The sequence below is a fragment of the Leptospira kemamanensis genome (genome assembly GCF_004769665.1).
Lineage (GTDB): Bacteria > Spirochaetota > Leptospiria > Leptospirales > Leptospiraceae > Leptospira_A > Leptospira_A kemamanensis.
On sequence record NZ_RQGG01000019.1, the window covers coordinates 91,500 to 118,403 of the forward strand.

Below are 26,904 nucleotides of genomic sequence, written 5' to 3' on the forward strand. Positions count from 1 at the left end.
AAAATGTGATCTAAACGGAGAAATTATGAAATTTAATAGTATTTTAGATGCCATTGGCAACACACCACATGTAAAATTGTCTCGTTTATTTGGAACCGATCACGAAGTTTATATGAAACTCGAAAGACAAAATCCAGGTGGATCTATAAAAGATCGGATTGCTCTTGCGATGATCGAAGATGCAGAAAAATCAGGAAAACTCAAAAAAGATTCCATCATTGTGGAGCCAACATCTGGAAATACAGGAATTGGTCTTGCGATGGTTGCAGCTGTCAAAGGTTATGCGATCACTCTTGTGATGCCTGAACACATGTCTGTGGAAAGACGCCGAATTATGGCTGCCTATGGTGCTAAATTTGAACTCACTCCTAGAGAAAAAGGAATGCCAGGTGCCATTGCCAAAGCGCAAGAAATGGTAGCGGCCAATCCAAATGCTTGGATGCCTCAACAGTTTGAAAACGAAGCCAATATCCAAGTGCACAGAGAAAAAACTGCGGAAGAAATTGCAAAAGATTTCCCAGATGGTTTGGATTACATCATCACAGGAGTAGGGACTGGTGGTCATATTTCTGGTTGTGCTGAAAACTTAAAAAAACGATTTCCAAAACTCAAAGTATTCGCAGTGGAACCTGAAGGTTCTCCTGTTCTCAGTGGTGGAAAACCAGGCCCACACCCCTTACAAGGGATTGGTGCTGGATTCATTCCTAAAAACTGTAAAACAGAATTACTTGATGGAATCATCACTGTAGGAAAAGAAGAATCTTTTACCATGGCTGTTCTTGCTGCTAAAAAAGAAGGGATTTTTATTGGAACATCTTCCGGAGCAAGTCTTGCGGCAGTTTCTAAAAAATTAAAAGAAATTCCTGCTGGTTCTAAGGTTCTTACATTCTGTTACGATACAGGAGAAAGATATTTATCTGTTGAAGGTCTTTTCGTTTAAAGATTGTTAAGTGAGGTTTTGAAATCACCAATCTATTAATTGTCGAATCACCAACAAAAGCGGCAACCATCTCTTCTTACTTAGGTAAGGATTGGGTGGTTGTTGCCACCAAGGGTCATATCAAAGACCTGCCATCTAAATCTTATGGGGTGGACTTTGCAAATTCTTTTGAACCAGAGTATGAATGGCTCAAAGGAAAAAAAAATCTTTTTTCTACGATCTTAACCAAAGCCAAAAAATCATCTTCGATTTACATCGCCAGTGATCCTGATCGAGAAGGGGAAATTATCGCCAAACATTGTTTTGATGAACTTGGGAAATTAAAAAAACCAATGTATCGTTTGCGATTAAAAGAGATCACAAAAGAAGAATTAAGGCTTCAGTTACAAAAAAAGGTTGGTCTCGATTGGCAAGCTGTTGAATCTCAAATCGCTAGACGTGTGGTAGATCGTATTTTTGGATTTGAGGTTTCTCCGGATTTGTGGAGAAGGTTAAAAATTCCATCTCTTTCCGCAGGACGAGTCCAATCTACCGTATTACATTGGATATGTGAACGAGAAAAAGAGATCCAAAATTTTTCCAAGGAAAACTATTTTCAACTGAAATTACAGGGAAGTTTCCTCGGTCAGAAGATAGAACTGAAATACCAATCAAAAGAGAAACTAAAAGAAAACGATATCCATTCGATTCTAAACGAAATTCAAATTAAACCCGAACCTTCTCGTCTAGAGACTTTAAAATTATCCAAAATCAAAACCAAAAAAATTAATCGAAATCCACCCAAGGCATTTTCGACTGCTAGTTTACTCGAATCCAGTTTCCGAACTTTAAAATTTGATTCTAAAAAAACAATGAGGCTCGCTCAAAGTTTGTTTGAGGGAAAAAAATTAAATACGGGAGAAACGGTAGGACTCATTACCTATATGCGTTCCGATAGCACTCGGGTTTCTGATTCAAAACGTAAGTTAGGTGAAGATTATTTAAAAACAAATTACCCAAACCTAGTTTCTGAAAAAAAAAGGGATCAGTCCAAACAAAAAAAGTTTTCCCAAGATGCCCATGAAGCGGTCATCCCGATTAATCCTCATTTCACACCAGATAAAATCCGATCGTTTTTAAATACCGATGAAGCTAAACTTTACCAATTGATTTGGGAACGTTTTTTGGTTTCTCTCATGAAACCAGAAACAGGCGAAGAAGTTGTGTTTGAGTTCCCGATTGGAAACCATCTCTTTGTCTATTCTTCCGAAACAATTTTTGATTCTGGTTTCAAACAGTTTCCAAAGCCAGTAGAAAAACGGCACAGAGAATTCCCAGAAGCCAAAGTGGGAGATCCGTTTCACTACCAAACTTTTTCCATGGAAGAAAAAGTAACAGAACCACCTACTCGTTATACACAGGGAAAGTTGATCCAAAAGATGGAAGATACTGGTGTTGGTCGTCCCTCCACCTATGCTACGATCCTTGAAACTTTACTCAAAAGAAAATACATCGTCGAATACCAAAAGAACATCGGACCTTCTGGATTAGGTTTGAAAGTGGATGCGTATCTATTCTTAAATTTCCAGGAAATGATTGGAGAGTCGTTTACCAAAGAATTAGAATCACAACTTGACCAAATTACGGAAGAAAAAGAATCAAGAGTGAGTCTTGTAACTAAATTTTATGAAGACCTTCAAAAGATTCTAAAATCGCCTCGAAAAAAAATAGAAGAGGAAACTCAGAATTCACAAGCTCCCTCCAAAACGACAAAGGGAACCAAACAAAGAATTCTTTCGGATACAAAAGAAGACCAGAAACAATCATTTCAAGCGAAACGAAATCCAATGGATGAAAAACAAAGTCTAAGTTTCAATACAAGTGCGAGTCAAAAATGCCCTAAGTGTAAAGAAGGTTTTGTGAAAACCAAACTTGGGAAAAATGGAAAAACCATTTATTTTTGTTCTCGTTACCCGCACTGTGACTACATCACCTATGACAACTAACCAAGAAAATACACTGATCCTAGTCAACTTAGGAGGTCCGAGAACTTCAAAAGAAATAGAAGTTTTTTTAAAGGATTTATTTTCTGATCCTTTCGTATTTGATTTACCTTTACCTGAATTTTTTCGAATTCGTCTCGCGCGTTTCATCGCTAAAAAAAGAGCACCAAAAGTGCAAAAAACATATGAATCGATGGGATTTGGTGGTGGTTCCCCACTTGTGGATGAAACAGAAAAACAAGGAAAAATTTTAGAAAAAATTCTTACAAAAACGACCGGTAAAACTTGGAAAGTAAAAGTGGCAATGGCTTGTGGTTATCCGAATATTAGAGAATCTGAATTTACGAAACCAAATGCCAATACGTTTTATTTACCCTTATATCCACAGTTTTCTCGTTCTACCGTTTTATCCACTTTAGCCATTTTAGAAACAAAATTTGGGGAGTGCCCAGTCGGTAGTGGTGGTTATATCCCACATTTTGGCTTGGATCCAAAGTTTCACCAAATCACAGCTCAGTTTATCTTTGAGTTTTTTACAAACAAACTGCAAAAGGATTTATTTTTACATTATCCCGAAGAGATTCCCAACTGTGATTGGAAAGATTTGGATTTAGTTTTTTCTGCACATGGTGTTCCTATGCGACTCATTAAGAAAGGGGATCGTTATATGGAAGAAGTGGAAACCTCAGTGAGTGGAATCACACAAGAACTTCGTAAATTTGGTTACAGAGGGGAAGTTCATATCTCTTACCAAAGTAAGGTGGGACCTGCCAAGTGGACTGAGCCAAGTAGCATCCAAAAAATAACAGAATTAGCAAACAAAGGAAAACACGTCGCAGTTTATCCGATTAGTTTTGTGAGTGATCACTTAGAAACATTAGAAGAAATCGGTGAACAATTCAAAGAACTATGTTTAGTATCGGGAGGGAAGTCTTTTGTGAGAATTCCTGCTTTGGGAATCTATGAACCATTTCTGACTTTTTTAGCAGAACGAGTGTTAGAAGCTGATCAATCAATTCATCATTGTATTTGTAAAGAAAGAGGAGGGGAGTCGTTAAATCATTGTCGATTCAAATAGGGATCTAAGTCCGATTCCTTTTCGATAATTCCCAAAACACTTGATGTCCAAACCATTTTTTTGCCAATCAGATTCGATTTGATCCAATGTTTGGTTAAATAAAAATAATTTTCGATCATAAGCGGGGAAAACCCCTTCCCAAGTGGTTTTGTATATTGCTTTTGCCGTTTCCGCTTGTTTTGTGATCTTTGTCCGATCTGATTCTAAGATGGATTCGATTTGTTTTGTATCGAATCCGGAAAGGTTTGGATAAATCCAAGTTTCGGAATGGAAACCATCTTTCACTCTCCCATCAAAGATATCCGAATTACAAAGGACTCCTAATGCCTGAATGCCTTCTCCTTTTCCAAACAAGACTCCAAAACAAGGTTTTTTTGTAAGTTTTGTTTCACCAAACCTTGTGATGGTGGAAATGGATAGTAAATTGGGTATCACTTCTGGTTTTAAGAGAGAACCTAAAACAGGGATTAGTTTTTTTAAAGAAATACAGATGCGAATGGAACCTTTTAGAGTTTGGATTTGAGATAAATTTGATAAAGTAAAACCAGTTTGAATTTTGATTTTTGGAGATAAATAGGTTACCAAATGGGAAACTAAATCGCCCATTCCATTTGGAAACGATACAGTTCCATAGGTTTCCTTTTTGTGTTTATTGATTTCTTGGAAAATGGTGCTTTTGCCATCTCCATTCCATTTGGAAAAAATAGTTTCGGCATGTAATTCTTGCAAACGGGTTCCGTAAATACCACCTAATGCTGGTTCTATAATGTTTTTTGTCACGGAGGAACCAAACATTTGATTTCCCCATTCTTCAAAATTAAGATTGGGATCAAATTTCAGTTTTTTGAGAAAAATAGAATACAGTAGTTTGGTTCCCGAAAGAATTGAGATGGGGAATTGAGAGAGTTTTTGGTTAGTCCAAAAATACCTTCGTTTAGAAGCTTTTTTAGGGAAAACAGGTCTGAGTCCTATGTCATCTAACATAGATTTGATGTCATCTGTCAAAAGGATTCCGTTGGCAGCTTGTTCTACAAGTCCTTCCCGTTCCTTTTTGGTTCCAATGACACCACCCAGAGTTTCATTCTCCTCATAGAGAGTGACAAGGTTCCCTTGTTTGACATGGTGGTAAGCTAAAAAAAGACCTGTAATGCCTCCCCCAAAAATATGAACTTCTTCTTTCATATCGCTTTGGAAAACACAGGACCTGTAGGTTGGCTTTTTTGGAGTTTTTCGTCAAAGGCCATCGCGACAATTCGTAAATATGGTTTTCCCAATTCTGTGACAATAAGTGTTCCCTCTTTCCAAGTAACTAGTTTGTCAGACTCCATCTCTTGTAAAAAACCTTTCACATGGTTTTGTAAATCGTTTGGGACAACCACTTGCCAAGAAGTCATTAGATCCAAAATCAATTGTTTTCTCAATTGGTCGGTGTTTGTGAGTTTGTGACCTCGAAAAATCGGTAAGTTGCCATCCACTAAAGACTTACGATATTTCATTTCAAGTTTGATGTTTTGGAAAAATAAATTGGGTGTTTCGGAAATAGCAGAAGAACCGAGACCTAACATCACATCTGTTTTTGAATCACTATATCCCATAAAGTTTCGGTGTAATTGTTTGGAATGAAATGCTTTCCACAATTTATCATGGGGTAGGGCAAAGTGATCCATTCCAATTTCCCGGTATCCTTCCTTTTCCAGAATGGATCTGCCGAGTTCATATAACTCTCGTTTGAGTGTTGGCTCAGGCAAATCTGCTTCTGTGAAGAGTCGCTGTGATGCCTTAATCCATGGGACATGGGCATAGGAATAAAACGCGATACGATCTGGTTTGAGTTCTAAGGTTTTTTCCATTGTGTATTTCATGGAATCGAGTGACTGTTTGGGTAAACCGTAAATCAAATCAAAGTTCACCGAATCAAATCCAAGGGATCTTGCTTCTAAGGTGATATTCTCTGTCAGTTCAAAAGGTTGGATTCGATTCACAAGTCTTTGGACCTCGGGATCAAAATCTTGCACTCCTAAACTAATTCGTTTGAAACCCAATTTATGTAATAAACCAAGTTGAGAAACTCTTGTTCTTCTCGGATCCACTTCAATCGAATACTGTGGGTCGTTTGCAGGAGCCAATTGGTTTAATATGAATTCAATGGTGGACTGAAGGTTGTAATCGGATAAATAGGTGGGGCTTCCTCCACCTAAGTGAAGTTCACTTAATTCTTTTCCCTTTAGATTTTGAACTCTTTGGATGTATAAAGCCAGTTCCTTTTGGATGGCAGTCACATACGGTTCTTCGACAGAATGGTTCTTTGTAATCGAGGTATTACAACCGCAAAATGTACAAAGTGTTTCACAAAAAGGGATATGTAGGTAAAGAGCAAGTTTTGATTCTTTCGGAGAGAGGTATTTATCTAGGGACTCTATACATTCTTCGGTAGTGGGAGAATCTGTCCAATATGGCACTGTTGGATAACTGGTGTACCGTGGTGCAGGGGTGTCGTATTTTTCTAGTAAGTGTTTCATGTGTTAAACACCTTTCTTGTTGTTTCGATGAGTAAATGCACAGATTCTTCTGGTGTGAATTGTAAAACCCCATGCCCAAGACCTGCCACCCAACCAACTCTATCTTTTGGATCCATATCTTTGATTGGAGAAAGATACTCATGGATTTTTTGTTTCAAAGTGGATTGATCAGCAAATAAAAGTTCCTGGTCAAAATTGCCCTGGAGAAATCCTTTTCCACCAAATTCTTGTAATACGGATTCCATATGAAATCGATGGTCAACTCCAAATCCAACTAATTGGGATATAGAATGGATTTGTCGGATTTGTGATTCTGTGGAATTTTTTGCATAATAACCAATTTGATTGGGAAACGTTTTTGTGAGATCCGTAATGGGATCAGTCACATACCGCCGAAAATTGTTTGGATCGAGCATGCCTGCCGCCGTGTCAAAAATCATAACGACTTCTGCACCACCTTGCAACTGTAACTCGATATTCTTTTTGAGAAGAGGAAGTAAAATTGTATAAAACTGGTCTACAAAGTTTTGGTTGGTTTTGATAAAGGATAAGTTTCCATCATGTTTACCAATGCTTGCATAGGTCATGAGTGTGAACGGACCACCGACAAATCCAATGAGAGATACATCTTTCGGTAAGACTTCTCTTGTCCGAATGACTGCTTCCTTTTGAAAGTATAATCCTTCGATCGCTTCCTCTACAGGTTTTAGTTTGTTTAAATCCGAAATGGAGGTGAGTGAAAAAGATAGTTTAGGGCCTGGATCGTATGTAAGTCCCATCCCTAAGGCTTCTAAAGGAAAAAGTAAATCAGAAAATAAGATACTCACATCAAAGCCAAATTCTTTGACGGGGCCAAGGGCCACTTCTGCAGCCAGCTCCGGCACTTTGCAAAGTTCCATAAAACTATGTGTTTCTTTTAGTTTACGGTAGTGTGAATGGTAACGACCCGCTTGGCGCATAAACCAAATGGGTGGTACATTTTGAGGGACTAATTGAATCGCGTTTGCAAATCTTTCATTGTGGTATTTTGTAGTGATCATTTTTAGTCCTGTAATGCTTGTTTGGTTTTTTCAAGTGTGAGATCGATGATTTCTTTGGTGTGGGCTGTGGATAAAAATCCAACTTCATAACCACTGGGTGCTAAATATACACCTTGTTTGAGGAGTTTATGAAAAAGAGTCGCAAAATTAGATTTGTGAGTGCTCGGAATGTCTGCGATTGTCCTGATCGGTTTTTCTGTTTTGCCTTTGAGCCAAAATAAACTTCCAAAAGTTACGGCTTCCCAATTGGGATCCCCAGCTTCTGTTAAAAGTTTTAAAATTCCATCTGTTAATTGTTTGGTGGTAGATTCCAAACATGGGTAAGGATTTTCGTTCCATGCTTTGGTCAGAGTTTTGAGACCTGCTCGCATACCAATCGGATTGGCTGACAGAGTACCCGCTTGATACACGGGGCCACTGGGTGCAACAAGATCCATCAGATCTTTTTTTCCAGCATAGGCTCCAACAGGAAAACCACCACCTATTATTTTTCCATAACATACGAGGTCAGGAACTATGCCTGTGATTCCTGCCATTCCATGGAAGGAAACTCGAAAACCCGAGATCACTTCATCAAAGAGTAATAATACTCCATACTTTGTGGTTAACTCACGACATTTTTTTAAAAATTCAATTCGTTGTGGGAGTAGGCCATAATTGGCTGGAAGAGGTTCAATCGCCAAACAAGCGATATTGGATCCTTCTCTTTGAAACAACTCTTCTAACTTTGTTTCATCATCTAAAGGAAGGACAAGAGTGTTTTGGATGATTTCAGGTCCAATCCCTTTGCTATCGCTAGAACTAAGTCCTGCAAGGCCAGATCCTGATTTCACCAAAAGTTGATCGAGGTGGCCATGGTAACAACCATCGAACTTTAAAATTTTGTTCCGACCCGTGGCGGCTCTTGCCACACGAAGTGCACTCATGACGGCTTCTGTGCCAGAGTTCACAAAACGAATTTTTTCCACCCATGGAATACGTTCGGTAATGAATTCTGCAAGTTCCAATGAATACGGCTCACAGGCTCCAAACGACCAAGCTTTCCTGACTGTGTCTTCTACCACTTCTTGGATCTCAGGATTCCTGTGACCAAAAAGGAGTGGGCCAAAACTCAAACAATAGTCGATGTAGTTTTTGTCTTCGACTGACGTGAGATAGGCGCCATTTGCTTCTTTAAAAAAAATCGGAGTGCCACCCACAGAGGAAAAAGAACGAACGGGGCTATGTACACCACCAGGAACTACTTGTTTGGATCTTTGGAATAAATCTTCCGAATTCATGAATACATCCTTTGTGCAATCCTTGCACCATATGTGATGAGAAAAGAAGAACCTGCTCTACGGAACACATCCCAAGTTTCTCTGAGACCATCTTCAAAATCTAAAAAACCTTCTTTGGCTAAATACACTAAACTAGCATACTCTCCACTCACTTGGTAAGCACCAGTTGGGAGTCCAGTTTTTTCTTTGATAGGACCAATTAAGTCAATAGCTGTCATACCTGGTTTTACCATGAGTAAATCAGCACCTTCTTCTTTATCTCGAATAGATGTATGAATGGCGGTATCTCTATCTCTTACGTCCAATTGATAACCACTTCTGTCGCCAAACTGTGGTGAGGAGTCGGCAGCACCTCGGAATGGGCCATAAAAATGACTTTTGAATTTGGTGGAGTAACTCATGATGGGAACATGAGAATGGTTGTTTTCATCTAATATCTTTCTGTGAGATGCCACCCTTCCATCCATCATATCACTCGGTGCAATACCATCAGCACCAGCATCTGCATAAATTAAAGCAAGTTCGGATAACCGATGTAAGGTTAATTTTAAATCAATGGTTCCTTGTGGATGAAAATGGCAACAATGCCCTGTTGTTGTCACGGAGCAGATACAGGTATCTAACCATAAAAACATTTCTGGAAAAGTTTTTTTAATCGCACTGATATTTGTTTGGTAAAACTCTTTGGAGAAATCTGTATCAGATTTCGCACTTGGTACCATAAAGAGCAAAAATTGCGAAACACCAGCTTTTAGATCAGATTCGATTTGTGTGAAGATCGACTTGTTTGTTTCCCGATACACTTCTGGTAAACCTTTGATGGGTTCTTTTTCTGTCAGACCTTCCACTAAAAAAAGAGGTTGGATCATTTTGTTAGCATTTAAAGAACCAGATTCACTCAAATGGCGAAGGAATTTGTTGGAACGTAAACGAAGAGTATGTTTTTTCATGGTTTGATATACCTTTCCACCCAAGATTCAAAAGATAAGGAAACAAAAACTTTGTTATTGGAGCCTTCTTCACCTAGCGCGTGTTTTATTTTATGAAATGTAGAACCTGGTCCTACGAAATGAATGACATTCAAAAGTTCAGGGTAACGTTTGGTCACGATATCAAATTCGGATCCGCTCCTCCAGTAAGCTGCTTTGATCTTAGATGGATCAAAGGGAATGGGGATTTCAGGTGCCGATACAAAGTAAGTGGGAACCACGGGATAAACACTGGAATGTTGATCCGAATCCATATGGGTGAGTTTAACAAACTTGGGTTTTCGCCCTAAGATGGATTCAATTTCGGGAGGTTCACTTTCGCCTAGACCATCACAGGTTCCATTCACCCAAAAACCCCGAAGTGCAAGGTCCTTCCAAGTGGAAAGACCAGCGGACCAAAGGATTTGGTTACTTGGATTGACTGATAAATCTAAAGGAAATGCATACCCTCGAGATACAAATACATCGACATCTTTGGGAATCGAATAGGTGAGTCGTTCTCTTTGTCTAGCCGCCATTTTAGCGTTAGGTGGCCAAACTTCCTCTTTGGAGAAAGATAGTTTTGGGCTATCCGAAAGTTCTTTGGTATATAGGACTTTTCCATCTTCTGTAATCCCTCGAATAAAAGTGATTTTTCCATAATCCCTTTGTAAAACGGAGACTCCAATTTTTTGGTGGCAACCCCCACCGTACTCGGATAAAATTTTTCTCTCTTCTTCCGCTGTTAGTTGAGATTCTGGATCAGAGATTTCTCGTAATAACGTTTCTAGATGTTTGTCTTCTTTTCTGATTTCTGCACATAACGCTCCTTGTGCGGGAGCACTTGGAAAAATGGAAGAAGGTAACACCATAAACAGCGAAAGATTTAATGTATCCCGGATTAGTTGTTTGATCTCTTTTAGTTCCGGTAAGAGGTTTTCTTTGTCTTGGAAATTTAAGATGCGATCTAAGGCAGCTTTTGCGACTAAAATCCCACCCGATTCATGGTCCAAATACTTACGAAGCCTTGTTTGGATATTTCCTCGAACGGATTCGATTTTGAGTTCAAACTGATTGATGGGAGTAGGGAAGTAGTTTTTTAAAAATTCTTTGATATGGTATTCTCTTCTTGGTGAAGAAGTTAAAATGGTGATTTCATTTGGTAAGTTGATCCATTTATTTTTTTTGAAAAGAAGGACATCTCTTACATCTTCTCTTCGGAGAATTGGTATCAGAGTCGTTTCTTTTCTTTCCTTAAGATCCATATCTTTAAATGAATGGATCACAATATCAACTTTATGTTGTAGTAAGTCTTCTTGTAAATCTTTGGTAAAAATCCCTTGTCCCGCAAATTGCCAAAGAGGAGTGGTAAGGTCTTTGTCTCCCGTGGATTCCCGAAAAACAGTTTCGAAATTTAGGTCTTTGTTTTTTTCTTTTAAAGCATAGGTGGCAGTGTGAACTTGAATGCGAGAGAGTAGGGAGGATCTTCCTCCTATTTTGATTGTTTCAGACAAGTAAATCTTCCCATCCATTCATAATATGTATTTGTTCTTCTTCCCGTTCTCTTGTGAGTTCTGTCAGAAAGTATTGTAAATCCATTTTCACAGATTGAATTTGTTCGTCAGTTTCTTGTAAGTCATTCAGAATTTGGGAAAGAGGGATATAGTGATCATATCCTTTGTTTTCACTCGAATTTTCTCTAAAGTCAAGGATGAGAGAGGAAGATTTTATCATCTCATCCCAGTTAAATGGTAAAAAACTAGAAGCAATCACGATGGCTTCATTTTTCGGTTGGTAATCTTCCCAATGATAGGTAGTAATGTTTGGATAGATTTGGTTTAGTTCTGTTAATCGATTTTGGTTTCTACCAATCAAACGAACTTGTTTTTGTTTGGAGACAAGGTAAGGTAAAATGGAGTCCACCAGTTTTCCCGTTCCTAGGAGTGTGACAACTTTATGATTTTGTAAATAAGACTCGGTAACACTTCCGTAAGTTTGTCTTCCAATCCCGGTAAGGTATTTGGATCGAATTTGTTTTGTTTGTTCTAAGATTTGGTCTCGCAAGCGAAGAAGAGACAATGCAAACGTGGAACCACAAGTGTTTTCTTCGCGGAAACGATCGCGAAACTGAGCTTGGATTTCGGATTCTCCCAAGAGTTTGGAACGTAAACCTGCAACCACTTCCAATAAAAAGCGATAGGCTTCGTAACCGTGGTAAATTTCCCATCCATCCAAAAATCGTTCCCTTCCTTCTTCCAAGGGAAAAATCCTCTTATCCGTGAAAACAAGAGTCCGCTGGCATGTCTGCCAAACCTCTAGGCGAGAATCGTCTAAGGTTTTGGGTTTCGGATCAGTTGTATGGAGTAGAATCAGGTTTGACCACATAATTTTATTCTATCAAATACAATCTTGTAACTGTCACAAGATTGTCAGTTCCTAAAAAAATAAAATGCGATATTGATACTAAATCTCAATTACTAGAAGGAGAATCGGATGGAAAAAGAAAATTGGAAAAAGAATCTAACCCCTCTGCAATACCAAGTGACAAGAGAAAAAGGCACCGAACGGCCGTTCACTGGCGAATACTATGCACACAAAGAAAAAGGTACATATCTTTGTGTTTGTTGTGGAGAAGCTTTGTTTTCCTCTGATACCAAATATGATTCAGGCAGTGGTTGGCCTAGTTATTATGAACCAGTTCGAAAAGAAGCCATAGCTACCGAAACCGACAAAACTCATGGGATGGTGCGAACCGAAATCATGTGCCAAAATTGTGGAGCCCATTTGGGTCATGTGTTCCCTGATGGACCTCAACCGACGGGACTTCGTTATTGTGTGAATTCTGCTTCCCTAAAATTTCAAAAAGCGGACTGAATCGATCCATTTGAACAAAACGTACGGTAGTGACAACACTACCGATTTGTTTTTAGTCTTGTAACCAAGATACTTCTTCACAACTTTCCCATTTGCCTGCTGTTTGTCCTCGGTTTAGGGTAGAGGAGGAAATCTCTCCCCGAAGGTTTACTTTGCGGACAATTTGTTTGGCAAGGGACGAATAATGAAGGGCTTCGCAACTATGGCCTAACTTTGTTTCTAAGTTTGCCATTTGGAATAATAACTGTGCGTTGCCTTCCGAATCTTTCATACCAATGGATTGTTTCAGGAGGATGGCTTTCTTTAAATCCTCTCTGGCAGAGAGGTAATCCCCCGTTTTTACTTTTTGAGAGGATCTTTCTTCCAATTGGGAAATGACAGCAGGAATCCGTGACAGACGTGTTTGTTCCAAGATTTCCGAAACGGTTTGGTCTAGGCTTGTGTCTGCCCACAATCCATGGGAAATGATGAAAAAAAGTGCGAAATGGGTAATCTTCATACGCTTGGTCCTTGGCTTTTTCAATTCACTGATCAAATTGCATAAATTGTGCCAATGGTTCGAAATACTCCTCGACGGCGAAAGAATGTGCAATTCTATGAAAGAGACTCTGGCCGAGCGATCGCCTTTTTTCTTCCCACTGGAAGGAAGGGGGAGGAAAGTCCGGACACTAGGGGACAATCGGACCAAGTAATGCTTGGGCTTTTTCTTTCTAGAAATAGGAAGGAAGGGACGGAAAGTGCAACAGAAAGAATACCGCCTACTCTTTGGTAGGTAAGGGTGAAATGGTGGGGTAAGAGCCCACCGCTTTGTTTGTAAAAACAAAGGCTTGGTAAACCCTCCGATGTGCAATCTCAAGTAAACAACCGTTATGAGCCTGTCCCGCCAGGTTGTGGGTAGAGAGCATTAGATAAATGATCGCCTAAAACAGAATCCGGCTTACGGGCCAGAGTCACTTTTTTTTAAAATGCCTTGGATCACATCTTCTTCGTTTGGTGGATAAAAAACACAAACCAAACTTCTAATTTTCAAAATGGTTTCTGCTAAAATTGTTTTGGTTTCCGTTAGGTGCCAATCTTCAAAACCAATCAAAATCCCACAGGTTTCTTCCATTCCTGCAAAATCTTTGTAATGATAATGACGCATCTCGTTTTCTGTTAAAAATTGTTTTAGACCATTGGTTTGGATGGATTCTTCCGACCGATACAAAACAACAATCTCATCGTTTTCAATTTCTAAGACTTTTTTTGCATATCCATAACACCACCGAATTTGATCTGTTAGGTCCTCATCGTTTTTGATGAATTGAATGTCGGACAAATTATTCTGCACTGGTGATTCTGAAAAATCATTTAGGAGTGCATTGGCAAAATTGACGATCTCAGGTGAATTTCGAATGTTTCGTTTGATGTCCCAGACATGTTGAGGTAAAGTTTGAATGTAATCCAAAAAAGGAATGGATGTGTATTTGAGTCGTCTGGAGACAAAAAGAATCCATTCTTTTTCTTCCCAAAAGAATTTGGAAAGGTACAATAAAATGCCTTTGTTTGGTTCTTCCTTGAGTGACTCTTCAATTCCATCAGCGATGAGGATATCAATATGGTTATGATTGATTTCTTTGTAGTGAGAGATCAGTTCGATATTGTTTTTTTCTGGGATTTGGGAAAGTTCTTCCTTCCAAATTTCGTACAAGGCTTTTGCCCCTTGCCATAATAAAACTTTTTTACCTTTTCTGGCATATTGTAAGGCAAGTTCTCCACATAAAATGGATTTCCCAGAACCGGGACTTCCATAAATTAAATTATGCGAATATTTGGTAATGCCTTGGACAAGGGAAAATTGTTCTTTTGTCAAAAACAAAAGATTCTCTTCTTCTTTTTCTTTATGAGAACGAAAGGTTTGAAAGAAGTTGAGATTTTTTTTGATGATTTCATGTGCTTTTACCATTACAGAATCTGGTAAGGGCTCTCTGCCAGACCTGTAAAAAATGGATTCTAATACGGAGTTGAGACTTGTTTCGTCTCCCACTTCCTTCCCACCAAACACAAATAAGTTTTGGTCTTTCGGAAGATGGAATTCTTTCCTTTCGTTTTTTAAAAAGAAAATGGCACTATCATAGTATTCCTTGGGAAATAAATCCACAAGTTGGTTGTGGTTTTTAAAAAACTCACGAATGATTTCTCTTTGTGTGGTCACTTGTTCGATCGGGTTTTTATAGGATTTGCCTTCGACAGGCTCCCATTCTCTTCCCCGTACATTATAAAATTCCCATTCCCCTTTTTTTTGTCTCCACCTCCCATTTTTTAATTCAATGGTGATGACTCCATATGGGGAAACGACAAGGAAATCAATTTCTCGCATGGGAACATCGGGTGTGATGAGGGTGAGGGAATAATAGATATTACAAGGGATTTCGATTTCTTTAGAAAAACGTTGGTAATAATGGGATTCGAGTGAGATATCTCTCGTTTTTCCGTGAAACTGTTTCGGATAAATCATTTTTTTAGTTCAATTTACATCGTCTTGTTTGTTCTAATGACGATATGAAACGGATACCACAGACCTTGTTATTCTGCCTATTGTTTTGTTCCTGCGCGGGCGGAAATATCAAAATAAAGATCAATTCGGACCTATCTGGTGATTTGATCATCTACCAAAAAACGATCTCAAAAAAAGCGAAGGGGAGTTATTTGGGTACGGGACTTACCGATCGAGGAGAGGTAGTCATCACTTTAAAAGAAAGATCCTATCAGTTTGGAAACTATACCCAAATGTCACCTCCTGGATTTCGATTCATCCAATTCACAGAAGGGGAAACAGCTGAGATCCAACTTGCCATCGATACAAGCCAAAACTCTGCCTTACTCAAAGCATTAGAGATTCACAAAGAAGAAATTGGTTCCATCTTACAAGAAGCTAAACTACGTGATGACTTACTGAGATTCAATACCCTTGTGGAATTCATCCAAATGGAAGTGCAGTTTCCTTTTTCAATTCAAAAAGTAAAATTTACAGAACCTAGGACTGCGGGTGAGTGGACGGTTCGTTTGGATAGTCCAAACAAAATGGTTCTCAATATTCCTTTGCATGCTATATGGGCTGGAGAACACGCGTTAACGATTGTGCAGATTGTTCCCGAGTGAAGATTAAGCTTTGTGAAAGTATTCCGAATTCAATTTATGGACGATGTCTTTTAAAACCTTTCGTCTTTCTTCTTGGTTCGGAAGCAGTTCTTTTAAATTCCGTCTCATGGTGAAAATAGTTTCTAGGAGTTCATGATCTTCTTCTGGTAAAACTTCTTCAAAAAGTTTACGTAGAGTTGAGGATACACCAGCAAACATACCATCGGTGGAAATGGCAAATTGGATGGGACCCACAGTCACCGTAGAAGAGGAATAAAAGTCGCAGTTTTTCGGATCATCCACTGAATTCACCCAAATCCCTTTTTGTTTGGCCAGGGTTCGGAATTCTTGGTTCGTCTTAGGATCACTTGTTGCTAAAAAAATAATATCTCGATGATTGAGATCGTCTTCTGTGACTGCTCTTGTTTCTTTTTTGATGGTAGGATATCTTTCTAAAAATGCTAAAACATCTTCGCTATACGAGAGCGAGATCAAGTGAAGATGGGCACCCGTATGTTCGAGTCCCATCAATTTTTCCAAACAAGCATTCCCACCACCCACAATGAGAATGTTCCTAGCTTCTAAATTGAGAAAGATCGGATATTTTTTCACACGAGATTCCCTAAGTCTAAAAGGGAAGATGTTAGGAGATTTGATTTTGTTAAAGAATTTGTTTCGGATAATAAAGGACGAACCACTTCTCCCACATATAAAATGCCAGGGCCTTTTGTTTGTTTTTCTATGCCATCTAACATGGTTTTGGCGAGAGTGGAGGCGGTGTAAGTAACATTGGTTTGACCCGCATTTTCTAACAGGACAATCGGTGTGGTAGGTGGAACTCCTTTTTGTACGAGACGTTCTGCTAGTTCTTTTGTTTTTTGGCTTCCCATGAGAATGACAATGGTGCCAGGAAAATTTTCCATTCCGATCCAACTTTTTTCATCTTCTAGGATGGTATGCCCATCGAGGATAATGATCTGACGAGCGATGCCTCGCACTGTTAGCGAAATTCCCATTTCCGCTGCTCCCGTGGTCACTGAGCTCACACCTGGAATCACTTCATAGGGAATGGAGGCTGCCTCTAGGCTTTGGATTTCCTCTGACAATCGACCAAAGATGGACGCATCTCCACCTTTCAGGCGAACTACTTTTTTCCCTTGGCGTGCTCGTTCCACGAGGAGGGAATTGATTTCGGTTTGTGTGCGGTAATGTTCTCCTGAACGCTTTCCCACATACAGGATTTGGGCTGACTCGGGAAAAATATCTAAAAAACTAGGATCGAGTAAGGCGTCATAGAGGATCACCTCGGCCGATTCAATGCGTGATTTGCCACGAAGGGTCAAAAGGTCAATGGGACCTGGACCACCGCTCACGAAACTGACGAAACCCTGTTCTGTCTTATTGGAGGACATATCTGTTATACCTTGCAATCCTGCTGGAAATAGTCAAGTGATTGGCTAATTATTTCTACAAAATCTCCATTTTTTTAGTTTACTCGTCTCTAACCTCAGGAAAAGATTCAATTTATAAGACTTTTTGGATGTTTTACTGGAATCCAACACAAGCATAGGTTTTTATGTTATCCGATGACAAACGCAATCGATTTTTACAATTATTAAAAGAATCCACAAAAGATGAGTGGGTATGGATGTCGGGTTATCTTTCAGCCCTCACCCAAGCAAGCATCGGGGGCAGTGTGGACGTCTCCCTCAGTCCACCAGTAAGTATCTCCTCCAGTGATTCCTCCAATGGAAATCTAAAGGCAGCTCCCATCCAATGTAGCGTTGTGTATGGAACCGAAACGGGAAATTCCAAAAAACTGGGAACCGAACTCATCAAAAAACTAAAAGAACTCGGTGTCCAAGCGAAATTAAAAAGCACAGACACATACAAAGCAAAAGACCTAAAAGAAGAAGAGTATTTATTTGTGATCGTTTCCACTCATGGAGACGGAGAACCACCACAAGCAGCCAAACCGTTCATTCAAATTTTATCCGAATCCAAAGATTCCTTAGCGAAGGTCAAATTCGCCGTTCTTGGGTTAGGTGATACCAGTTATCCACTGTTTTGCCAAACGGGAATTGATGTGGATTCCATGCTCGAAAAACTCGGTGCAGAACGAATTCACGATCTCGGAAAATGTGATGTGGATTTTGAACAAGTTTCCAAACCTTGGATGACAGAACTCATTTCCAAACTGAATACCATTTCCAAAACGGCAACGACTCAAGTTTCGAAACAATCACAAACAGCGACTCCAAAACCAAGTTCAGGTGGCAAAGTAGTATATGAAGGTACTGTTGTCACCAATCTTGTGTTAAATGATGTTGGTGCATCGAAATCTACTCGTCATATTGAAATCAAATCCACTTTACCAATCGATTATTTACCTGGGGACAGTGCTGGATTTTTAGCATACAACCGTGAAGAGGAAGTGAATCGTATTTTAGGTTTATTACAAACAGACAGAGAAACTCGGGTCACTTACAAAGGCGAAACATGGATGTTTTATGATTTACTCCAAAAAAAAGTTTCGATTCGGTTTTTACCAGACCGTGTGATTCAAAAGTATGTGGCTCTTTCTAAAAGAGAAGTTCCCGCGGGAAAATTGGATTTAGATGTACTATTAACGCTTTACCCTGCGGAAACAAAACTGGATGTGCAGGCCTTGGTTGATATTTTGGAACCGATTGTCCCTAGATATTATTCAATTGCTTCCAGTCCTACTGCTCACGGGGAAGAGGAAGTTCACCTAACAGTAGCAGAAGTGGAAATCGAAACCTTTACTGGATTAAAATCAGGGTTTTGTTCCGGTTATCTTTCCAATTTAAAGGAAGGAGATAAGGTTCCTTTTTTCATCCAAAGAAACAATTCCTTTCGATTGCCAAGTCCTGATACTGATATCATCATGATTGGACCAGGAACTGGGATTGCACCATTTCGAAGTTTTTTATTTGAAAGAGAACAAGCTGGTGGGAACGGAAAAAATTGGTTATTTTTTGGAGAACGTAACTTTGTCTCGGATTTTTATTACCAAACCGAACTCTTGGAACTCATGGACACAGGTGTATTACACAAATTGAATACGGCGTTTTCGCGTGATACCAAACAAAAAGTGTATGTCCAAGACCGAATGGGTGAAAATGCTTTGGAACTACTCAAGTGGATTGAAAACGGTGCCATCATTTACCTTTGTGGTTCCAAAGATCCAATGAGTAAGGATGTCGATCGCAAATTAATCGAAATACTATCGGAAAGAACTTTTGACACAGGCAAAGAAGCTTCTGAATACTTAAAAGAATTAGAAGAGTCCGGCCGTTACATCAAGGACGTTTACTGAGGAAATCATGGCAGAAACTAAAAAAGAAACACTCGCTGAAAAAGTAAAAAGACTTAGCCGTGGCCTTCGAGGTACACTTGCAGACAGTTTAAAAGACGAACATACTGGTTCTTTGCGTTCCGATGATCAGTTATTACTGAAATTTCATGGGATGTACCAACAAGACGATAGAGATAGAAGAGACGAACGTGCGTTAAAGAAATTGGAACGTTTGTATTCTTTTATGATCCGTTTACGGATTCCTGGTGGGATGATTGGCCCTGTCCATTGGGAAGCACTTCATAATGTAGCTGGTGAAAACTCTACAGGAACGATCAAAATCACGACAAGACAAACTGTCCAACTCCATGGGATTCTAAAATCCAAAATCAAACCAACCATCAAAGCGTTTGATTCTGTGTTTTTGGATTCCATCGCTGCTTGTGGGGATGTGAATCGTAATGTCACCTGTACTTCTAATCCAGCAGCAAGTCCCTTACACAAAGAAGTGTTTGGGTATGCGGGTGAAATCAGTCGTTCTTTACTCCCCAAAACCAGAGCTTATTACGAGATTTGGTTAGATGAAAATCTTTTGGCAGAAAAAGAAGAACCAGAAGATCCTTTGTATAAAGATGTATATCTTCCTCGTAAGTTTAAAATTGCGATTGCGATCCCACCATATAATGATGTCGATTTATTCACCAATGACATAGGGCTCATCGCGATCATTGAAAATGGACAGTTATTAGGATTTAACATTGCAGTTGGTGGTGGTCTTGGAACCACCCATGGCAATCCAGATACGTATCCTCGTGTGGGAACTGTATTTGGTTTTATTCCCAAAAAAGATATTTTAAAAGTTGTGTATGAAATTGTCACAGTCCAAAGAGATTTTGGAAATCGTGAAGATCGAAAACTATCTCGTTTGAAATACACATTGGACCGTTTAGGTGTTGAGTTTTATAAACGAGAAGTGGAAAAACGTGCCGGCATTAGTTTTGAACCGGCAAAGGATTTTCAATTCACACAAAGGTCTGATGATTTTGGTTGGAAACAAGATGTAGCGGGCAACTGGCATTATACAGTGTTTGTGGAAAATGGCCGAGTGTGTGATGAACATGGTTATAATCTGAAAACGGCTCTTTTGGAAGTTTCCAAAACAAGACGTGCCACATTTCGTTTCACTTGTAACCAAAACTTGATTTTATCGGATATCTTTCCGAAAGACAAAGATCTCATTGAATCCATTTTAGTGAAGTTTGGTGTTCACAGAAAAACAGGAGAAGTCTCTCCTATCCGAAAAAACTCCATCGCCTGTGTGGCATTAAACACTTGTTCTTTGGCACTTGCGGAGGCACAAAGATATTTGCCGAGCCTCATCGATAAAATTGAACCGATTCTTTCTAAACATGGAATCTCAGAAGAACCAATTTCCATCCGAATGACAGGTTGTCCTAATGGTTGTGCAAGGCCGTATATCTCTGAGATTGGACTTGTGGGAACATCTTATGGGAAATACAATCTCCATTTAGGAGCAGATGCGGAAGGTTACAGACTCAATCGAAAATACAAAGAAGATTTGGATGAGTCTGCCATTTTGCAAGAGTTAGATGGACTGTTTGGTAAATTTTCCAAGGAACGTAACGGGAACGAGTCCTTTGGTGATTATATCAATCGAATTGGAATTCTGAAATAAGATCAAAACGAGGCCAATGGTTCTGAATTAATGCACCATTGGCTTTCTATGTTTCCAATATAGAACTAAGTCTGGAAGAAGAGACCAGAGACTAGGAAATGGGTCTGGCCAAGACCAAAAGAAAATGATGAGATGTGTTGGAATTCCTAATGAAGTATAAACATGAATGAATTTTGATCTAAGCTCAGTTTGATTGATCTGATTGAAAAATCTTCGAAATAAAATAGTCGGCACTATTTGGAATACTAGAGAGAAACTGAAATAAAGTAACATATTCCCAAGAAGCGCAAATCCTCCTGCGGGTGATTCTGAGACTGGAAGTGTATAACCAACAAAAACCGACCGAACCAAGACTGCTATGCATAAGAGTAGAAATGGTCTCTTGGAGACTTGGAAAACCAATGAGTTCAAATCAATTCAATCCACCATTGGATTCCAATTCTCAAAATTCTCTACAATAACATCCCTGCGGCTACGGTTTGGTTGGTTCCTTCGTCCACTAAGATAAAACTCCCCGTACCTCTGATCTTAGAATAAGGATCGTATGCGACAGGTTTTGCGGTGCGAAGAGTGACTTTTCCGATTTCATTCAAACCAAGGTTCGGTTGTTCTGTTTTTTCGTGAGTGCTTGTTTCCACTCTGTATTCGAGGGAACGAACCGAAACTTTTACAGCGTTTGTGGTTTGGCGGAGTAGGTATTTGGAACCTGGAGTCATGACCTTTTGGTCCATCCAACAGATATGAGCTTCGAGGTCTTGGGAAATGGTAGGTTCTTTCCCTGTCACCACTAACATATCACCACGGCTCACATCAATTTCATCTTCCAATCGAATGGTCACAGACATAGGTGCATAAGCAGTGGTCAGTGATCCATCAAAGGTATCAATGGCTTTGATTTTGGAAGTGAGTCCACTTGGTAATACTGTGATCGAATCTCCTACTGCAAAGTGACCACTTCGAATCTGACCCGCATAACCTCTGTAATCATGGTATTCTGTCGTTTGAGGACGAATTACATTTTGAACAGGGAATCTGGGAGCAGGGGATTCTTCCTCAGTATGAATTTCTATTTCTTCTAAAAAGTGGAGTAAGGATTTCCCTTTCCACCAAGGCATAGACGCAGATGGGTCGACTACATTATCACCATTTAAGGCCGAGATGGGTAGGAAGTGGATGGATTTTAAGTCTAAGTCTTTTGCAAATTCCAAATATTGTTTTTGGATGTTTAAGAATACCTCTTCTGAAAAATCCACAAGATCCATTTTGTTCACACAAACAACGACATAAGGAAGTCGTAACAAAGATACAATGTAAGAATGTCGATAGGTTTGTTCAATCACACCTTTTCTCGCATCAATGAGAATGATGGCAAGATCTGAATTGGAAGCACCGGTCACCATGTTGCGTGTATATTGCACATGACCCGGAGCATCCGCAATGATGAATTTTCGTTTCGGAGTGGAGAAGTATTTATAGGCCACATCAATTGTGATGCCTTGTTCTCGTTCTGCTTTTAAGCCGTCAGTTAAAAGAGCAAGGTTGATTTGTCCATTTACTTGGCCTGCGCGTTCAATCGCTTCCAATTGGTCTTGGAAAATTGATTTACTATCGTATAACAATCGTCCGATGAGAGTGGATTTTCCGTCGTCCACACTTCCTGCAGTAATAAAACGTAAAATGTCCATTAGAAATACCCACCTTTTTTTCTCTCTTCCATCGCTGCTTCCGAACGTTTGTCATCCAAACGGGAACCCCTTTCGGTGGTGCGGGAAATTTGAATTTCTCGAATGATATCGTCCACAGAATTGGCTTCCGACTCGACGGCTGCCGTGCAAGTCATGTCACCAACTGTGCGAAACCGAACGGTTCTTGTTTCTACTTTATCGGAATTGTCTAAACTGATAAATTTAGAGACAGGAAATACCAATTCCTCTCGCCAAACAATTTCTCGTTGGTGCGAAAAGTATAAAGAAGGTAAATCAATGTTTTCTTTTCGGATGTATTCCCAAACATCAAGTTCTGTCCAGTTACTGATGGGAAATACACGAACGTTTTCCCCTACATGGATTTTTCCATTATAGATATTCCAAAGTTCAGGGCGTTGGAGTTTGGGATCCCAAGATCCAAATTCATCTCTGACAGAAAAAATGCGTTCTTTCGCTCTTGCCTTTTCTTCATCGCGACGAGCTCCACCGATACAGGCATCAAATTTAAACTCAGCGATCGTATCGAGTAAGGTCACCGCTTGGATGGCATTTCGACTTGGAAACTTTCCTTTTTCTTCAACGGCTTTTCCTTGGTCGATGGAATCTTGTACATAACGTACAATTAATTTTTCTCCAATTCGTTCTGCGAGTGCATCACGAAACTCTAGCGCCTCATCAAAGTTATGCCCTGTGTCAATGTGGACGAGTGGAAAAGGAAACTTTCCTGGGCGAAAGGCTTTTAGAGCCAGGTGGACAAGACAAATGGAATCTTTACCACCTGAAAATAATAAAGCTGGTCTTTCGAACTGAGCTGCCACTTCTCGTAAGATATAAATGGCTTCTGATTCTAATTGGTCTAAATGAGAAAGTCGATGGGTACTAGTCATAATTTCTTATCCTTTTTTTGGTGTGAGTTTTCCATCTACCCAATGTAACCCACATTCTTTCTTTGTTTCCTCTTCCCACCACCATCTGCCAGCGCGAAAGTCCTCACCTGGTTCTATGGCTCTTGTACAAGGAGCACAACCAATGCTTGGAAATCCTTTGTCGTGTAACACATTATAGGGGACATTGTGTTCGCGAATGTATTTCCAAGTATCTTCAAAACTCCAATGGAGGAGTGGTTGGTATTTGATTAAATTTCTGCTAGGGTCCGATTCAAACAAAGACATCTCCGTTCGAAATCCGGATTGTTCTTTCCGAAGTCCAGTCACCCAAACTTCCATCCCGTGTAATATGGAATCCAGTGGGACCAGTTTTCTGATTCGGCAACATTCCTTTCGTAATTCTTGTGAATCATAAAATGCATTGGGACCATAGGATTCCACAAAACTTTGAGTCTCTTTTGCATTCGGAAAAAATGCTTCAATTTTTGCCCCATAACGGATGTTTGTTTTTTGCCAAACATCATAGGTTTCTTGGAAAAGGCGTCCTGTATCCAAGGTGGCGATGCGGATCGGGATGGCCTCGCTACAAATGGCGTGAGTGATGGCCTGGTCTTCCAATCCAAAACTAGTGGTAAACACCACTTTGCCAGGAAATTCGGCACTCAAACGTTTCAGGCCATCGACAAGCGATAGATTGGCATAAGATTCTGTCAAAACTTCCAAATTTCCCATTTTGATCCCGTCCTAGCATCCAATGTTTTGTATATTGGACGATTTGTAAAGTATATTAGCGGAAATTATTAGATAGAGAAGTCTTCCACGTAAACTTTTGCCTTTTTGATTCGCAGGTAAACGGTCTCTCCTGGGAGTAAATTCAAGTATTTGTAGATTTCCTGTTCGAGAACGGATTCAATGAGGGTGCCTGTATCCACTCGTTTCAGTTCCACACGGACATTTCGGCCAGTGGAATGGATGTATTGGATCTCGGCTGCGATCCCCTGGTCTTTTTCCCTGACAATTTCTACATCATAAGGACGCACATAGGCAACGGCATCGGATTCCTTGATGTTCTCGTGTTCCGAAGTTTCGAGAGCGAGATTTCCGATTTTTGTTTTTCCTTCCTCAATCCTTCCATGAAATAAATTCACATCACCTAAGAAGTGAAAGACGAAGGGTGATTTAGGTTTGTTGTACACTTCATCTGGACTTCCCACTTGTTCGAGTTGGCCTTGGTTTAAAATCACAATCCGGTCACTCACTTCAAGTGCTTCTTCTTGGTCATGAGTGACAAATACACTAGTAATGTGAATTTCATCGTGAAGTCTTCGTAACCAATTGCGGAGTTCTTTTCTGACCTTGGCATCAAGTGCACCAAAAGGTTCATCCAACAAAAGAAATTTTGGTTCAATGGCAAGGGCACGTGCCAGGGCAACCCTTTGCCTTTGGCCTCCAGAAAGTTCATGTGGGTAACGGTTATGAAATTTTTCTAATTGGATGAGGGTAAGTAGTTTTGCAATTTTTTCTTGGATCTCTTTTTTGGAAGGCCTCGTCGCTTTGGGACGGACTTCCAATCCAAAGGCTATGTTTTCTGCAATGGTCATATGACGAAAGAGAGCATAGTGTTGGAATACAAAACCTACTTCTCCATTTTGGATTTTAGATTGAGACAACGCGTCTCCAATAAATTGCACAGAACCAGAGCTAGGTTCTTCAAGTCCAGCAATGATACGAAGTAAGGTGGTTTTTCCTGAACCAGAAGGACCAAGAAGAGCCACAAGCTCTCCATCAGGAATGGTTAAAGAAACATCTTTTAAAGCAGTAAACGACCCAAAGGTTTTATGGACATTTTGTATTTCAATTGGCATATTAAGATCTCTCGGTTCGTTTTTCTAAAATCAATTTGAAGATTAAAGTGAGGAGTGATAAAAACACAAGTAAGGTCGCACAAGCAAAGGCACCCACGGAATCAAATTCATTGTACAACATTTCTATATACAAGGGAAGGGTTGTTGTTTTTCCACGGATATGTCCACTGAGAACAGACACCGCACCAAACTCACCCATAGCTCGCGCATTACAGAGGATGATCCCGTATAACAATCCCCATTTGATATTGGGTAAAATGATTCGATAGAATAACTGAAAAAAACTCGCACCGAGTAACATACCTGCTTCCTCTTCTTCGCGACCTTGACTTTGCATGAGTGGAATGAGTTCTCTTGCAACAAAGGGAAAGGTGATAAACACTGTGGCGATGATAAGGCCAGGTGTATCGAAAACGATTTTCAAATTATGTTCCGCTAAAAACTCACCAAAGGTTCCTTGTCTTCCGAATAACAACAAAAAGATGAGACCAGACACAACGGGCGAAACAGCAAAGGGTGAATCAATGATGGTTATGAGAAGGTTTTTTCCAGGAAAGGTAAATCTTGTAATCGTAAAAGCGGCTGTGATACCAAAAAACGTATTGAGAATCACGGAAACAAAAGACACTTTTATGGTGAGTCCAATGGCAAAGAGTGCATATTCACTTGTGATCGATGCGTAATACTTTTCCCAACCTTCTGAAAATGCCTCGGTAAACACAGTATAAATGGGCAAAAGTAATAAGATGCCAAAAAGAGTGTAGGCTAGTAATACAAGGAAAATGGGCAAAAGTTTAGATTTCATGTGAGTTTTTTAGATGCCCGTTCTTGGAAAAAATTGATGAGAAACATAAAGAAAAAGGATGTGAGTAACATCACAAGGGCAATTGAAGTTGCTTTCTCGAATTCGTATTGTTCCAGTTTGGTGACAATGAGTAATGGAAGAATTTCTGTTTTACCAGGCAGGTTTCCAGAAATGAATACCACCGATCCGTATTCTCCAATGCTACGGGCAAACGCCATCCCAGTTCCTGCAAGAAGGGAAGGCCAAAGTTCTGGTAACAAAACTCTCCAAAATATTTGGAACGGTGTGGCTCCGAGACAACGTGCACTTTCTTCTAATTCTTTGGGTAGTTCTTCGATGACAGGTTGAACTGTTCTTACAACAAAGGGAAAACCAATAAAAACAAGAGCGATCACAATGCCTATCGGAGTGTAAGCAATTTGGATTCCCCATTTGTCAAACAAGGAACCAATCATTCCTGATTGTGAATAAATTGTGGTAAGAGCAATCCCTGCCACCGCCGTGGGCAAAGTGAACGGTAAATCGATTAAGGTATCAAAAAATTTTTTAAATGGGAACTGGTAACGAACAAGAACCCAAGCAAATAAAAATCCAATGAATAAATTGAGGATAGCGGAGACAAGTCCCACACTAAAACTTAAAAAAAGCGCAGAACGAATGCGCTCATCAGTAAAAACTTCCAAAATCCCTGTGAATCCAATTCCCAGGGAATGATAAAAAAGACCGATTAACGGAATGATGACGACCGCCGAAGAATAAAAAACTGTGAATCCTAAACTGATCCCTAAATGTATTTTTTTGTACGGTCGTGTTTCTATTGGCATC

Annotated in this window: 23 protein-coding genes, 1 other RNA gene and 1 pseudogene; 8 read left to right on the top strand and 17 right to left on the bottom strand. The window is 39.7% G+C overall.

Annotated features, from left to right (window positions below; genetic code table 11):
* Positions 1-25: 25 nt before the first annotated feature.
* From cysK to hemH, 3 genes are all read left to right on the top strand, one after another.
* Positions 26-940, top strand: a complete 915-nt coding sequence (gene cysK / locus EHQ59_RS08035; protein WP_015677941.1) for a cysteine synthase A — start codon at positions 26-28, stop codon at positions 938-940.
* A 68-nt stretch (positions 941-1,008) separates the two neighbouring features.
* Positions 1,009-2,925, top strand: a complete 1,917-nt coding sequence (gene topA / locus EHQ59_RS08040) for a type I DNA topoisomerase (RefSeq protein WP_244245445.1) — start codon at positions 1,009-1,011, stop codon at positions 2,923-2,925.
* Entirely contained in the window at positions 2,915-4,000 is a 1,086-nt protein-coding gene (gene hemH / locus EHQ59_RS08045) for a ferrochelatase (RefSeq protein WP_135619163.1), read from the top strand. The genes topA and hemH overlap by 11 nt, the downstream gene beginning before the upstream one ends.
* Here the strand turns inward: hemH and EHQ59_RS08050 are convergent.
* From EHQ59_RS08050 to EHQ59_RS08080, 7 genes are read right to left on the bottom strand one after another with little or no spacing between them, the layout of a single operon-like run.
* Positions 3,977-5,182 carry a protoporphyrinogen/coproporphyrinogen oxidase gene (locus EHQ59_RS08050; protein ID WP_135619093.1) on the bottom strand — a complete coding sequence of 402 codons (1,206 nt, stop codon included), beginning with the start codon at positions 5,180-5,182 and terminating at the stop codon, positions 3,977-3,979. The two genes, hemH and EHQ59_RS08050, sit on opposite strands and share 24 nt — an antisense overlap.
* Positions 5,179-6,519: an oxygen-independent coproporphyrinogen III oxidase gene (gene hemN, locus EHQ59_RS08055; protein WP_135619095.1), complete on the bottom strand. Its 1,341-nt coding sequence runs from the start codon at positions 6,517-6,519 to the stop codon at positions 5,179-5,181. Before hemN ends, EHQ59_RS08050 begins: the two co-directional genes overlap by 4 nt.
* Positions 6,516-7,559 carry a uroporphyrinogen decarboxylase family protein gene (locus tag EHQ59_RS08060; protein ID WP_135619097.1) on the bottom strand — a complete coding sequence of 348 codons (1,044 nt, stop codon included), beginning with the start codon at positions 7,557-7,559 and terminating at the stop codon, positions 6,516-6,518. Before EHQ59_RS08060 ends, hemN begins: the two co-directional genes overlap by 4 nt.
* Before the next feature lie 2 nt (positions 7,560-7,561).
* Positions 7,562-8,839, bottom strand: coding sequence for a glutamate-1-semialdehyde 2,1-aminomutase (hemL, locus tag EHQ59_RS08065; protein ID WP_135619100.1), 1,278 nt, complete (start codon positions 8,837-8,839; stop codon positions 7,562-7,564).
* Positions 8,836-9,789: a porphobilinogen synthase gene (gene hemB / locus EHQ59_RS08070; protein ID WP_135619101.1), complete on the bottom strand. Its 954-nt coding sequence runs from the start codon at positions 9,787-9,789 to the stop codon at positions 8,836-8,838. The genes hemL and hemB overlap by 4 nt, the downstream gene beginning before the upstream one ends.
* Positions 9,786-11,321 (bottom strand): hydroxymethylbilane synthase, encoded by a 1,536-nt coding sequence (gene hemC / locus EHQ59_RS08075; protein WP_135619102.1) that lies wholly within the window; start codon positions 11,319-11,321, stop codon positions 9,786-9,788. The genes hemB and hemC overlap by 4 nt, the downstream gene beginning before the upstream one ends.
* Entirely contained in the window at positions 11,314-12,192 is an 879-nt protein-coding gene (locus EHQ59_RS08080) for a glutamyl-tRNA reductase (protein ID WP_135619104.1), read from the bottom strand. The genes hemC and EHQ59_RS08080 overlap by 8 nt, the downstream gene beginning before the upstream one ends.
* Before the next feature lie 108 nt (positions 12,193-12,300).
* On the opposite strand from EHQ59_RS08080, the gene msrB reads away from it, so the two are divergent.
* On the top strand, positions 12,301-12,681 hold the full coding sequence (gene msrB, locus EHQ59_RS08085; RefSeq protein WP_135619106.1) for a peptide-methionine (R)-S-oxide reductase MsrB: 381 nt from the start codon (positions 12,301-12,303) through the stop codon (positions 12,679-12,681).
* 52 nt (positions 12,682-12,733) lie between these two features.
* Here the strand turns inward: msrB and EHQ59_RS08090 are convergent, their stop codons facing one another.
* Complete coding sequence (locus EHQ59_RS08090) at positions 12,734-13,180, bottom strand: LEPBI_I1174 family sigma 54-regulated protein (protein ID WP_135619107.1); 447 nt, start codon at positions 13,178-13,180, stop codon at positions 12,734-12,736.
* A 105-nt stretch (positions 13,181-13,285) separates the two neighbouring features.
* Here EHQ59_RS08090 and rnpB point away from each other — a divergent pair.
* Positions 13,286-13,637: RNase P RNA component class A (gene rnpB, locus EHQ59_RS08095), an RNA gene on the top strand.
* Positions 13,638-14,788: 1,151 nt separating this feature from the next.
* Here the strand turns inward: rnpB and EHQ59_RS17995 are convergent.
* Positions 14,789-15,178 (bottom strand): annotated as a pseudogene (locus EHQ59_RS17995) (nuclease-related domain-containing protein); the annotation flags it as partial.
* Between the two features lie 44 nt (positions 15,179-15,222).
* Between EHQ59_RS17995 and EHQ59_RS08105 the strand changes: the two are divergent.
* Positions 15,223-15,822: an LBF_1134 family protein gene (locus EHQ59_RS08105; RefSeq protein WP_208652341.1), complete on the top strand. Its 600-nt coding sequence runs from the start codon at positions 15,223-15,225 to the stop codon at positions 15,820-15,822.
* A 3-nt stretch (positions 15,823-15,825) separates the two neighbouring features.
* On the opposite strand, the gene EHQ59_RS08110 is transcribed toward EHQ59_RS08105, so the two are convergent.
* Together EHQ59_RS08110 and cobA are read right to left on the bottom strand one after the other, a co-directional pair.
* Positions 15,826-16,413 (bottom strand): precorrin-2 dehydrogenase/sirohydrochlorin ferrochelatase family protein, encoded by a 588-nt coding sequence (locus EHQ59_RS08110; protein WP_135619108.1) that lies wholly within the window; start codon positions 16,411-16,413, stop codon positions 15,826-15,828.
* A complete protein-coding gene (gene cobA / locus EHQ59_RS08115) occupies positions 16,410-17,213 on the bottom strand; it encodes a uroporphyrinogen-III C-methyltransferase (RefSeq protein WP_135619109.1) in 804 nt (267 codons plus the stop codon). Before cobA ends, EHQ59_RS08110 begins: the two co-directional genes overlap by 4 nt.
* A gap of 164 nt (positions 17,214-17,377) precedes the next feature.
* Here cobA and EHQ59_RS08120 point away from each other — a divergent pair, with 164 nt between their 5' ends.
* On the top strand, positions 17,378-19,141 hold the full coding sequence (locus tag EHQ59_RS08120) for a diflavin oxidoreductase (RefSeq protein ID WP_135619111.1): 1,764 nt from the start codon (positions 17,378-17,380) through the stop codon (positions 19,139-19,141).
* Between the two features lie 7 nt (positions 19,142-19,148).
* Positions 19,149-20,816 (top strand): NADPH-dependent assimilatory sulfite reductase hemoprotein subunit, encoded by a 1,668-nt coding sequence (locus EHQ59_RS08125; RefSeq protein WP_135619113.1) that lies wholly within the window; start codon positions 19,149-19,151, stop codon positions 20,814-20,816.
* A gap of 452 nt (positions 20,817-21,268) precedes the next feature.
* On the opposite strand, the gene EHQ59_RS08130 is transcribed toward EHQ59_RS08125, so the two are convergent.
* From EHQ59_RS08130 to cysT, 6 genes are all read right to left on the bottom strand, one after another.
* Positions 21,269-22,501, bottom strand: a complete 1,233-nt coding sequence (locus EHQ59_RS08130) for a sulfate adenylyltransferase subunit 1 (protein ID WP_135619115.1) — start codon at positions 22,499-22,501, stop codon at positions 21,269-21,271.
* The gene (gene cysD, locus EHQ59_RS08135) at positions 22,501-23,409 is read right to left on the bottom strand and encodes a sulfate adenylyltransferase subunit CysD (RefSeq protein ID WP_135619117.1); all 909 of its coding nucleotides are present in this window, start codon (positions 23,407-23,409) and stop codon (positions 22,501-22,503) included. Before cysD ends, EHQ59_RS08130 begins: the two co-directional genes overlap by 1 nt.
* A gap of 6 nt (positions 23,410-23,415) precedes the next feature.
* Positions 23,416-24,141 carry a phosphoadenylyl-sulfate reductase gene (locus EHQ59_RS08140; protein ID WP_135619120.1) on the bottom strand — a complete coding sequence of 242 codons (726 nt, stop codon included), beginning with the start codon at positions 24,139-24,141 and terminating at the stop codon, positions 23,416-23,418.
* 68 nt (positions 24,142-24,209) lie between these two features.
* Positions 24,210-25,274: a sulfate/molybdate ABC transporter ATP-binding protein gene (locus EHQ59_RS08145; RefSeq protein ID WP_135619121.1), complete on the bottom strand. Its 1,065-nt coding sequence runs from the start codon at positions 25,272-25,274 to the stop codon at positions 24,210-24,212.
* 1 nt (position 25,275) lies between these two features.
* Entirely contained in the window at positions 25,276-26,079 is an 804-nt protein-coding gene (gene cysW, locus EHQ59_RS08150) for a sulfate ABC transporter permease subunit CysW (RefSeq protein ID WP_135619123.1), read from the bottom strand.
* Entirely contained in the window at positions 26,076-26,903 is an 828-nt protein-coding gene (cysT, locus tag EHQ59_RS08155; protein WP_135619125.1) for a sulfate ABC transporter permease subunit CysT, read from the bottom strand. Before cysT ends, cysW begins: the two co-directional genes overlap by 4 nt.
* Between the last annotated feature and the right edge of the window lies 1 nt (position 26,904).